Raw genomic sequence first — 11,715 nt, forward strand, 5'->3', positions numbered from 1 at the left:
GTGATGGCAAGCTACTTTACTTTGAAATAAGAATCTATCCATCCGTCAGTGATGCAGATTAGCAGATGGAGGATTAGATAGTAAAAAAGCAAGGAGCTCCCCTAAGTGGGAAGCTCCTTACAAAATTGAATGTTATAGGATTTTATTCAAACGTTGTTGAATTTCAACAAGGAAGTCTCGCGTTGAGACGATTTTCTTATTCGGTATCTCAGAGAGTTCTACTAAATCCTTAGTCATAATTCCTTCTTCAATGGTCTTAATGGAAGCGGCTTCTAACTTGTCGGCAAAGACAATAAGCTCTTCGTTTCCGTCCAATTCGCCCCGTTTCCTTAAGGCTCCTGTCCAGGCAAAAATTGTGGCCATGGAATTAGTTGAAGTTTCCTCTCCTTTAAGGTGTTTGTAATAATGCCGAGTGACTGTCCCGTGAGCCGCCTCATATTCATAATTACCATCGGGAGATAATAAAACAGACGTCATCATGGCTAGGCTACCAAACGCAGTGGCTACCATGTCGGACATGACATCACCATCGTAATTCTTACATGCCCAGACAAAACCACCTTCTGAGCGAACAACACGAGCTACGGCATCATCGATGAGAGTATAGAAGTATTCGATCTTGGCTTCTTCAAACTTTTGTTTGTATTCTTGGTCGTATATGTCTTGGAAAATATCCTTGAAAGTATGATCATAGATCTTGGAAATCGTGTCCTTCGTGGAAAACCATAAATCTTGCTTTACTTCCAGTGCGTAATTAAAGCAGGTCCGAGCAAAGCCTTCGATTGATTTATCGATATTGTACATACCCATGATGATTCCTTTATCGTTGAAATCAAAAATAGTCTGGCGGCTTTCCCCGTTCTCGACCGTAAATACAAGCTCGGCTTTACCTGGGCCGCCTACTCTGTACTCAACATTCTTGTAGATATCTCCATAGGCATGCCTTGCAATCGTAATAGGCTTTGTCCAAGTGCGAATAAAAGGCTTAATACCGTCAACGATAATCGGGGCTCTGAAAACAGTGCCATCAAGAATTGCTCGAATCGTACCGTTAGGACTTTTCCACATTTTTTTTAAGTGATACTCTTCAACCCTTTGGGCATTAGGCGTAATCGTGGCACATTTGACCGCCACACCATATTTTTTAGTAGCAAGGGCTGAATCAATGGTAATTTGGTCGTTAGACTCATCCCTTTTTTGTAATCCTAAATCGTAATACTCGGTTTTAAGGTCAACATAGGGTTCAATTAATAATTCCTTTATCCATTGCCAAATAATCCTTGTCATTTCGTCCCCGTCCATTTCTACTAAAGGGACATTCATTTTAATTTTGCTCATTAAAGGTTCTCCTTCCTGATCTTCAGCGGTATTGTACTATTATTCTACACAAATCTTGTTAGTCCTCCATTTTATTGATAAATGGAAATCTGAAATTGCTTAGGGACCCTTAGTCTGATTCTCAGCTACCAGGCGTCCCAGAAATCATACCTAACCGGGAGCCGATAATTATCCTTGACAAATAATCCCGCTACCATTACAATACTATTATACCCCTAGGGGGTATAGAGGGGTAACTAGTTAAGCTTAGTACCAGTAAGCTTAGGTTAATAGTGAATTAGGTAAAAAACTTTGCAGGAGGGTTGTTCGAAAATGAAAATATCAGTCCAGAAAAATCGATGTCCCCAAAATCACTCTTGTCCTTCTATTAGAGTATGCCCCGTGGGAGCGCTAGAACAGAATGGCTTTGATGCACCAGTTATTGACGAGGATAAATGTATAAAGTGCAACAAATGTGTCCAATATTGCCCAATGGGCGCAATACTGATAAAAGACTAAGACGGACAAGGAATCCTATGGCCTAATATGGAAAGCTTGCCCCAAAATAAAGTTGGTTAACCACGAGTAAGTAATATTAAAGACAGCCAGAATTGCAACTATCTGGCTGTCTTTTTATATTCAATCGACATAACCGCTACTGCAAATTTGTTGCAACCTTCCAGAAAACTATTATACTCTAATTATCTTTAAAAAACTACCCTTATCCTATAGTTCAATAGCAGTTCATGGACTGTGATCATCGAGAGGGGGAACCCATTGTGGCTCCATGCATTTTTTGTAGATTAGAAGAGACTGAAATCCTAGTAGAAAACGAACTGTCACAGGCCTTTTTCGATAAGTACCCTGTGAATGAAGGTCATATACTTATTATCCCCAAAAGGCATCTAGCAAATTTGTTTGAGGCAACCTCAGAAGAAGCAATGAGTCTCTGGAAGCTGATCGAAGTGGTAAAAGAGGAGCTTAATAAGAGGTTCCACCCCGATGGATATAACATTGGATTGAATATTGGGGCAGCCGCAGGGCAGACAATTTTTCACGCGCATATTCACGTCATCCCACGCTATGAAGGGGATGTTAAAGATCCACGCGGTGGAATTCGCAAAATTAAGCAGAGTCTAGTGCCGTATGCTGGGGAGGAAGAAGGGTCTGTCTAGAACTTGGCTTGGCGAACAGAGAAGTTTATGGCCAACCGATGCATAGTTTTATTAGATTTAACAGAAGTATAGACTTGGGGTACCAGAGGGTAGCCATTTACTCAAATTAGAGTTATTATAGGTTATGGACAAAATGTTTAAGCCAATTGACTATTTACTAGATTTAATTTATATTTAGATCGGTGGTACGTACGTCGTGACGTTACAACGTATTATTCAAACGATAATGGGAAGATATGGATTTTGTACTGTACTTAATGATTATTTTGATTTTTGATTTTTACCCATCTTTGGCTGTATCAATATTATAATTATTAACTTAACAAAAGGATGCGTTTTAAACATAATTGTATAAGCCCAAATAGCGGAAGTGGAGCGATAAATATTGAAAATAAATACTAAAAGCCAATTACCATTACATGTTCAAATAAAGGATTGTCTCAATGAGGAGATTCGGAATGGGAATATTGAGGGAAAAATACCTAGTGAAAGGGAACTTATGGATATTTTTTCTGTGAGCAGAACAACTGTCCGAGAGGCAGTAGCGACCTTAGAGCGAGAAGGAGTAGTGGAAAAAAGGCACGGTAAAGGGACGTTTGTCTCATTGAGACCGATCCAAGAACAATGGCTGGGCAATATTAGCACTTTTTCAGAAACTATTAAACGTGCAGGAATGAAACCTGGGGCCAAGTTGCTTTCTAAAGGAATTAAGTCTTCGCCGCAAGTAATTTCGGATATGTTTGGTGGACAAGAATTCTATGTAATTGAAAGGTTGAGGTCTGCTAACGACAAAGTAGTGGCCATTGAGAGAAAGTGTTTTGAAACGGAAACTGGACTAAAATTAGCGAGTTATGATTTAAATGATGCCAATATTTACAAGCTGCTAGAATTCGATATTGGAATTACTCCATGGACAGCCCAAGAAATAATCACTAGTAACAAACCTTCAAAGGAAGATGCAGCCTTGTTGGGTATTTCTAAAACGTCGAGCGTACTTGTAATAAAAAGATCGACTTGGGATCCTGAAGGTAAACTAATTGAATTTGTTAATGCAATTTTACGAGCCGATATATATTCAGTAAATATAAGGATGTCACGTCATTAAGTTAGTGTAAAATAAAAAAGTCCTCACCTTGTTAAAAGGTGGGGACTTTTTTTAAAATCTATCTTTTACTCTTTGGTCATTAAAATTATTTATTGACGACAAATTGTTTGATAATTGACTTATCACTTAGTTAACCATATAGTATAAACAACAACTGGTACGGACGTCATGACGTAGGTACGAAAGTTGTAATTAATTAAAAAAGTAATAAATGAGGGAGGGTTAAAGAAAAATGGCAAAAATCAAAATGACACCAAGTGAAGCTATTTGTGAGACACTATTAGCAGAAGGTGTTGACCATGTCACTGGTATTCTTGGTTCTGCATTTATGGATCTACTTGACTTATTCCCGACGGCTGGAATTAAATTCATCCCGGTTCGTCATGAGCAATCTGCGGGTCATATGGAAGATGCTTTCTGCCGCGTTACAGGTAAGTGTGGTGTAATCATCGGGCAAAATGGACCAGGAATCACTAACATGGTTACCTCTGTAGCTGCTGCTAATTCGGCCCATACTCCGATGGTTATCCTCTGTCCATCTGCTGGTACCCCTACTATTGGTTGGGATGGCTTCCAAGAAGCTGATACTGTGCAAATTTTTAAGGCTATCACAAAAGCAACAATTAAAGTTCCGCATCCCAAACGTGCTGCAGATTGTTTAAGAACAGCATTTCGCATTGCATATGCAGAACGTGGACCTGTACTTTATGATATCCCACGAGATTACTTTTACGGAGAAGTTGAAGAACAGATATTAGAACCCCATCAATATCGAGTAGACAACCGTGGTTGTGGTTCTATCGAGTCTCTTGATCAAGCTGCTGAAATCCTCCTTTCCGCTAAGACTCCAGTAATTATTTCTGGACGTGGAGTCGTAGATACCAAGAGCACTGATATTGTTGCAAAAATTTCTGAACTCTTAACTGCTCCGGTAGCTTGTACTTATATGCATAATGATGCCTTCCCATGTGATCATCCTCTCTGGGTTGGACCCATCGGTTACATGGGATCTAAAGCAGCCATGCACTCACTGGCAGAAGCAGATGTGATCCTTGCACTGGGGACTAGATTATCTGTTTTTGGTACTTTGCCACAATACGATATCAATTATTTCCCGGAAAGTTCTAAGATCATTCAAGTCGATATCAACCCAAGGAATATTGCTCGTACACATCCAGTGGAAGTAGGCATTATCGGTGACGCAAAGGAAGCTGCTGTTGAGATCCTTAAGCGTTTGGAAGCGAAAATACCTACTCCGAAAGTCGATCAAGCTCGTATGGGTACAATCGAAGCTCGTGTAAAGGCTTGGAGAGATGAGCTTGTTACATTGGCAATGGTTGATGGGGTACCGATTAACCCCCGGCGTGCATTGTTAGAGATACAAAAAGCCTTGCCTGATAATGCCATTGTAGCCACTGACATTGGAAACGTTGCTTCAACGTCGAATAGTTATCTTGAGTTTAAGGGGGAGGGTAAGCATATTGCAGCTCTCACCTTTGGGAACACAGGATTTTCTTATCCAGCAGCACTAGGGGCGCAAATGGCTAATCCGGACGCACCATGTATATCGATTGTAGGTGATGGAGCTTGGGGGATGAGCTTACATGAGGTAAGCACTGCGGTAGAGCATAACCTACCCGTTGTAGCCATTGTTTTTAGAAATGGAGCTTGGTGTGCTGAAAAGAAAAATCAGGTCGACTTCTATAATAATCGTTTCGTGGGTGCAGACATCCCAAATCCAGTCAGCTTTGTACCAGTTGCCATTGCTATGGGTGCTGAAGGAGTTCGTGTGGAAAAACCAGAAGATGTTGGACCTGCTTTAAAGAGAGCAATAAGCTTACGTAAGCCATTTGTGCTAGAAATCGTTTGTGATGGAACCCAACTTGCTCCCCCATTCAGAAAAGATGCCTTGCAAATGCCTACCCGTTTTCTTCCCAAATACCAGCACCTTGATGTGAAAAACTGGTAAGTTAATTAAAAATAGGGCGTGCGTGAATGATTTCTTGAGGCGACATTTTCACGCCCTCTGAAATTAGTATAGAATTTATTGCTAACACAATAATAAAACTGTTCAAAATTCACTGAATATTCAAAATTAACCATAAAATAATTTTATAGCTAAACCCCCTAAAATTGTGCGAAAGAGAACAACCAGAAAGAGGAAGGAGTCTTAATATGAGTAACATGAGTACTGAATCAGTCGCTGAAACGAAGTTAATTGTTGAAGAGCTAATAACCAGGGGACGCGCGGCCATGGAAGAAATCAAGGATTATACACAGGAACAAGCAAATACGTTAGTTCAAGCAGTAGCTTGGGCTATCTACCAACAGGAACATGCTGAAGAACTAGCTCAGATTTCTGTTCGTGATACGGGATTAGGTAAATATGAAGACAAGGTCACTAAAAATAAGCGCAAAACATTTGGTACATTGCGTGATTTATTGGATAAAGAGGCCAAGTCAGTAGGAGTTATAAATATTGATGAGGCTAAAGGGATTACGGAAATTGCTAAACCTGTCGGCGTCGTTGCGGCAGTAGTACCTTCCACAAATCCTGGTGCAACCCCAGCAAATATTACCATGATGGCTTTAAAAGGGCGCAATGCTACAATCATAGCTCCGTCGCCTAAAGGGTCTACTACGGCAGAAAAACTTGTAGAGTATATTCATGCAGAACTAACAAAAATAGGCGCACCTCTTGATCTAGTACAGACCCTGCCCTTTCCTGTTACTAAAGAATCGACAGGGCAATTAATGAAACAAGCTGACCTCGTGACTGTAACTGGGTCAGGTAATAATGTTAAACTCGGTCAAACCTGTGGCACACCTAATGTATGTGTAAGTGCTGGTAACGTTGTTTCAGTCGTAGATGCAAGCGCTAATTTGCAAGAGGCTGCTCACAAAATTATGTTGAGTAAGACTTTTGACTACGCAACAAGTTGTTCAAGTGATAACGCTGTGGTCATAGAAGCTGCAGTCTATGATCAGATGGTAGAAGCGTTGAAAAAAGAAGGCGGTTATCTCTGTAATGCAGAGGAAAAAGTTCAATTACACAAGGCTATGTGGGATGAAAATGGTAAACGTCGGGGTCTGACCACTGCTAAATCAGCAGAAGAAATGGTTAGAGCCGCCAGCTTAACTACTCCAGAAGCTGAAAATGCCACATTCTTAATGGTTGAGGAAACAGGGGTAGGTAAAGCATTTCCTTTCTCTAGTGAGAAACTTTCTTTAGTATTGACAGTCTATAAAGTAGAAAATTTTGATCAAGCGTTAGCTTTGACTAAGCGTATTTTGAATTTTGTAGGACGTGGGCACTCTTGTGGTTTGCATACTAATGATGAATCCCATATCGAGCGGATTGGCTTTGAGATGGAAGTTTGTCGACTCTTGATTAACCAAGTTCAATGTTTTGGTAATGGAGGAAGCTTCGACAACGGTCTTAACTTTACACTATCCATGGGTGGAGGAACATGGGCAGGCAATAATATCAAGGAAAATCTTTCGTATAAACATTTCATTAATATAACAAAAGTTTCCAGGTTGATTCCAGAAGTAATCCCTACTGAAGAGGAGTTATTTGAGTCATATTGGGCCAAATATGGTCGCTAAAAATGGTCGCTAAAATAGGGAGGGCAGAGAAATGAAACTATTTGAATATCAAGCAAAGGAACTGTTTAAAGAGCAAGGAATTCCCGTTCCGGCCAGCACGCTCATAAGCAGTATTAGCGAATTGGACAAAGCTTTGGATGAGATTGGTCTCCCTTGTGTACTTAAAGCGCAGGTTTTGCAAGGTGGTCGTGGTAAAGCCGGATTGGTCAAATTTATTGCAACTAAAGAAGAGGCAAGTATAGAAGCTGAACGTATCTTTAACATTACTGGTAAGAAATTATTGGTTGAAGGTGCCGTTGAGTTCGAAAAGGAAATGTATATCGCAATCACAATTGACCCGGTCAGTGGATCAGCACTTGTCATGGCATGTCTCGATGGCGGGGTAGAAATAGAAGTAACTGCTCGAACAACGCCGGAAAAAATTATCAAGGAAAAAGTTGATCTTGCAAAGGGTCTGATGCCGTTCCAAGCTAGTAATGTTATGTACTCTCTGGGACTTAACAAAGATCAGACTGCATCAGGAAGTAAAGTTCTTTTGAAACTTTACGAGTTATTTGTAAAATTTGACGCAGAACTTGTGGAGATTAATCCCCTGATGATCCTTAAAGACGGCACCATGATCGCTGCCGACGGAAAGTTCAACATTGACGATAATGCCCTATTTAAACAGAGCCGCTATTCCATCACTCGGGACTATTATAAAAATGACTTTGAGTACGAAGCAGCACAGGATGGCATACCCTATATCCAATTTGATGGGGATATTGGCCTAATGGTTGCCGGTGCGGGACTGGCTAACGTAGTCTATGATTTAATCAGCTATTACGGTGGTACTGTGGCAAACTATCTTGAATTTGGAGGACCTAACTATCATAAAGCCCAAAAATGCATGAAAATGATGCTGGATAGTAAACCAAAGTGCATCCTAATTGCTACTTTTGGAACAATAGCACGTGCCGATATTATGGCTCAAGGAATTGTTGATGCAGTTAAAGAGTTAAAACCAGATATTCCGATTGTGGCTGTTATCCGTGGTACAGGTGAAGAAGAGGCCCAGGAGTTGTTAAGAAGTGTTGGCTTGAATCCACTTAATGATACAGAAGAGGCTGTTAAGAAAGCAGTGGAGTTAGCGGGAGGTGGTTCCAGATGAGTATTATCATTGATTCCAGCACAAGAGTACTTATCCAAGGAATTACAGGTAAAGAGGGAAGCTTTTGGGCTAAGCACATGAAAGACTATGGAACGAATGTGGTTGTGGGTGTTACTCCCGGAAAAGAGGGTCAGGAGGTTGACGGGGTACCAGTTTATCATACGGTTCGCAGGGCGGTGGAACACAAACAAGTCGATGCCTCCTTACTCTTTGTTCCACCGCGTTTTGCAAAAGGTGCGATATTTGAGGCCTTGGACTCTGGTATTAAAACAATTGTAGTTACTGCTGAGGGAATTCCGCTCCATGAAATGGTCCAAATCCGCAAAGCTGCTCTTTCTGAAGGTGCCATGGTTATCGGAGGGAATACGACAGGTATTATCTCCACAGGTAAAGCAATGATGGGCTTTTTTCCATACTGGTTGGAGAGGGTTTATAAACCTGGTCGTATTGGGTTAATGACCAGAAGTGGATCCTTAACTAACGAGGTTACGGCTGAAATTGTTAAGGCCGGCTTTGGTTCTACCTCTGTGATTGGGGTCGGGGGGGATCCTGTACCTTTCACACGTTTTGCGGAGATCTTGCCGCTTTTTGAAAAGGACCCCGATACAGATGCAGTTGTTATGATCGGGGAAATCGGCGGGACAATGGAAGAGGAAGTTGCCGAGGCTATTGGAAAAGGGATATTTACCAAGCCATTAGTTGGTTTTATGGGCGGCAGAACAGCACCGAAAGGACAAAAAATGGGCCATGCTGGAGCAATTATTACAGCTGGCAAAGGCACAGTAGCGGACAAGGTTGAAGCGTTGACTGCTGTTGGCGCTCTTGTGGCCGACCGACCAAGTATGATTGGTACATTACTTAAACAGGTGCTTTAGGGCAACAAGATGGATCATATTCAATTAAAGGATTATAACATTTTTCAATCTAGACAATTGAGATTTATGAAAAACTCTCCATTGGAAATTATCACAAATATAAAAATTATTTGAAAGGATGCTTTTATGGAAAAGAAGAAAATTGGAATATTTGTCGAAGATAATTATAACGAAATTGAGTTTTGGTATCCGTATTACCGTATGCTTGAGGAAGGGTTTGAGGTTGTAGTAATAGGTTCTGGAAGAGCAGATGTTTATACAAGTAAACTGGGGACGCTCACTAGAGGGCTTAATCCTTCGACTATAAATAGTGCTGAATTAGATGGTGTCATAATTCCCGGTGGATTTGCTCCCGATAAAATGCGAATAAGTACGCAAATGCTGGAAATTGTCCGCGAATTATTCAAGAATGGCAAAGTAGTAGCAGCGATCTGCCATGCCGGATGGGTTTTGATATCGGCAGGTATTTTAAAAGGTAAGCAGGTTACTGCCTGCCAATCGATTAAAGACGATTTAGTTAATGCGGGTGCAGAGTTTTTGGATCAAGCAGTTGTAGTTGATGGCAATCTAATCACTTCCCGTGTACCGGACGATGTCCCTGCATTTTCCAAAGAAATTATTAAATTTCTAAATTCTAAATAAGAGCTATGTCTGGTTATTTGGAGAAAGAACATTCTTTTAGACTTTGAAAGGTTGGTGATGGATGGTCTCAAAGTCTGGCTTTCCTAGAAAATTTCAAATGGTAATTTATTCCTAGTGGAAAAAGGGGATTAATTAATCACGAAAATAATATAGGAGGTGCTTAAATATGAAGCGTGTTTTGAGTAAAGATAAGAGCCTGAAAAGGATCGGAGCTTTAATATTGGTCATAGCATTAGTTCTGGCAATTGGAACAGGATGTGGAACAACAAGTGTTAGTCAAAAGCCCGATAATGCTCAAGTAAAAGTGGAAAAATATCCGACTAGACCAGTAAACATCATCGTACCATTTGGACCTGGTGGAGGCGCAGATCAATTAGGTCGTTTACTGAGTAAGGAATTAAGCCAAAAGTTGGGTGTTTCCTTCCCAGTTGTGAATATGGCTGGTGCCTCTGGGAGTGTAGGAATGGCAAAACTAGTAACAGAGCCTGCTGACGGATACAACATATATGTCTATGTAACAGATACCCATGCAACGCTGGCAAGTGCTAAACCTGCTTTTAAATTAGATGAATTTACACCAGTTGCACGCATGCTCAAAGCTCCGTCGTTCTTTTTTGTAGCTATGAATAGTCCTATTAAGACCTGGGCTGACCTTGAAAAGAAAATTAAAGAAAATCCAGGCCAAGTGAAAGTGGCGGGAAATGGAGAAGGATCAATTGATGATGTAGCACTTACCTACTTAGCCCAGAATCATGGTCTTAAAGTAAATAAAGTGCCATATTCCAATCCAGGCGAGCGTTATACGTCGATTTTAGGTGGCCATGCTGAAGTTTTGTATGAACAAGCTGGAGACGTAGCCTCATATCTAGACCAAAAGCAAATGCGTCCGGTTCTAGTCTTTGACGAGAAACGGATGCCAGAATTCCCAGATATTCCATCTACTGGGGAACTGAACATGAAGGTATTCTTTCCGTTTGACCGGACAATTATTATGAAGGCCGGAACCTCTGCTGAGCATATAAAGATTTTAAGTAATGCTCTGAAAGAAATATATGATAAATCACCTGATTTCCAAAAGTTTCTAAAGGTTAACTATACTACAGCGGATAGTTTTATGGGACCTGAAGACGCCAAGAAAGCGTTGGCGGACAGTGTTATGGAGATGAATAAAGCTTTAGGGAAATGAGATTAGGCTAATGATTAAAGGGCGAAGGTATGGCTTTGGTTGGCTGATGCTTTTGCCCTTTAATTTAAATCCTACATTACTAAAGGGATTGGGGGAGTAACAGTGGACAAGAAAAAGTCTCAGCAGCTAATACTCAATGTTCTACTTATACTTTTTAGTGCTATTTGCTATTATCTGGCGACTAAATTTGTTATTACGAGGGCGCCAGGGCGGCTTGGACCGGATTTCTGGCCCAAAATGTTATGTATATTGATCATAGTCTTTTCGGTCGCTGATATTGTAATGTTACTTTTAAATAAGGAAAAGCATGATTCAACAGAAGAAATAAATCCTGCCGAAGATGCCGATGTGGAGTCTTCAATCAAAAAGTATCCGTTATTCTTAATAGGAGGTATGGTAATTACTGGTGTATACATCTACTTACTGCCTATTATTGGATTTATCATTTGCACTGCTCTATATCTTGCCGCCCTAATGTTATTAGGCCAATACCGGAATAAAAAGGTGATTATAAGCAGCAGTTTTGTTGGCTCCTTTAGCCTCTTGATCGTCTTTAGTAAGATTGTCTATATATCCTTACCCGCGGGAATAGGGTTTTTTGGTGAATTTACTTTTTTACTCTATAAAATGCTAGGGGTTAGTTAGCTTTAAGTTAT

11 protein-coding genes are annotated in these 11,715 nt (G+C 40.6%); 10 read left to right on the forward strand and 1 reads right to left on the reverse strand.

The window, feature by feature from the left end; translation table 11 throughout:
• Nucleotides 1-132: 132 nt before the first annotated feature.
• Entirely contained in the window at nucleotides 133-1,338 is a 1,206-nt protein-coding gene (locus ACYQ3Q_RS16775) for an NADP-dependent isocitrate dehydrogenase (protein WP_459929677.1), read from the reverse strand.
• A gap of 312 nt (nucleotides 1,339-1,650) precedes the next feature.
• Here ACYQ3Q_RS16775 and ACYQ3Q_RS16780 point away from each other — a divergent pair, with 312 nt between their 5' ends.
• From ACYQ3Q_RS16780 to ACYQ3Q_RS16825, 10 genes are all read left to right on the forward strand, one after another.
• Nucleotides 1,651-1,836 (forward strand): 4Fe-4S binding protein, encoded by a 186-nt coding sequence (locus ACYQ3Q_RS16780; protein WP_459929678.1) that lies wholly within the window; start codon nucleotides 1,651-1,653, stop codon nucleotides 1,834-1,836.
• A gap of 260 nt (nucleotides 1,837-2,096) precedes the next feature.
• A complete protein-coding gene (locus tag ACYQ3Q_RS16785) occupies nucleotides 2,097-2,492 on the forward strand; it encodes an HIT family protein (protein ID WP_459929679.1) in 396 nt (131 codons plus the stop codon).
• A gap of 385 nt (nucleotides 2,493-2,877) precedes the next feature.
• Nucleotides 2,878-3,597 carry a GntR family transcriptional regulator gene (locus ACYQ3Q_RS16790; protein ID WP_459929680.1) on the forward strand — a complete coding sequence of 240 codons (720 nt, stop codon included), beginning with the start codon at nucleotides 2,878-2,880 and terminating at the stop codon, nucleotides 3,595-3,597.
• Nucleotides 3,598-3,829: 232 nt separating this feature from the next.
• Nucleotides 3,830-5,566, forward strand: a complete 1,737-nt coding sequence (gene xsc / locus ACYQ3Q_RS16795) for a sulfoacetaldehyde acetyltransferase (protein WP_459929681.1) — start codon at nucleotides 3,830-3,832, stop codon at nucleotides 5,564-5,566.
• A 206-nt stretch (nucleotides 5,567-5,772) separates the two neighbouring features.
• Entirely contained in the window at nucleotides 5,773-7,206 is a 1,434-nt protein-coding gene (gene sauS, locus ACYQ3Q_RS16800) for an acylating sulfoacetaldehyde dehydrogenase (protein ID WP_459929682.1), read from the forward strand.
• Between the two features lie 31 nt (nucleotides 7,207-7,237).
• Nucleotides 7,238-8,356, forward strand: coding sequence for a succinate--CoA ligase subunit beta (locus tag ACYQ3Q_RS16805; RefSeq protein ID WP_459929683.1), 1,119 nt, complete (start codon nucleotides 7,238-7,240; stop codon nucleotides 8,354-8,356).
• Nucleotides 8,353-9,231, forward strand: a complete 879-nt coding sequence (gene sucD / locus ACYQ3Q_RS16810; protein WP_459929684.1) for a succinate--CoA ligase subunit alpha — start codon at nucleotides 8,353-8,355, stop codon at nucleotides 9,229-9,231. Before ACYQ3Q_RS16805 ends, sucD begins: the two co-directional genes overlap by 4 nt.
• Nucleotides 9,232-9,357: 126 nt before the next feature.
• Entirely contained in the window at nucleotides 9,358-9,873 is a 516-nt protein-coding gene (locus ACYQ3Q_RS16815) for a type 1 glutamine amidotransferase domain-containing protein (RefSeq protein WP_459929685.1), read from the forward strand.
• Between the two features lie 166 nt (nucleotides 9,874-10,039).
• Nucleotides 10,040-11,059, forward strand: a complete 1,020-nt coding sequence (locus ACYQ3Q_RS16820) for a tripartite tricarboxylate transporter substrate binding protein (RefSeq protein WP_459929686.1) — start codon at nucleotides 10,040-10,042, stop codon at nucleotides 11,057-11,059.
• A 102-nt stretch (nucleotides 11,060-11,161) separates the two neighbouring features.
• Nucleotides 11,162-11,704: a tripartite tricarboxylate transporter TctB family protein gene (locus ACYQ3Q_RS16825; protein WP_459929687.1), complete on the forward strand. Its 543-nt coding sequence runs from the start codon at nucleotides 11,162-11,164 to the stop codon at nucleotides 11,702-11,704.
• The last annotated feature ends 11 nt before the right edge of the window (nucleotides 11,705-11,715 follow it).

It is taken from the genome of Desulfosporosinus burensis (genome assembly GCF_054657535.1).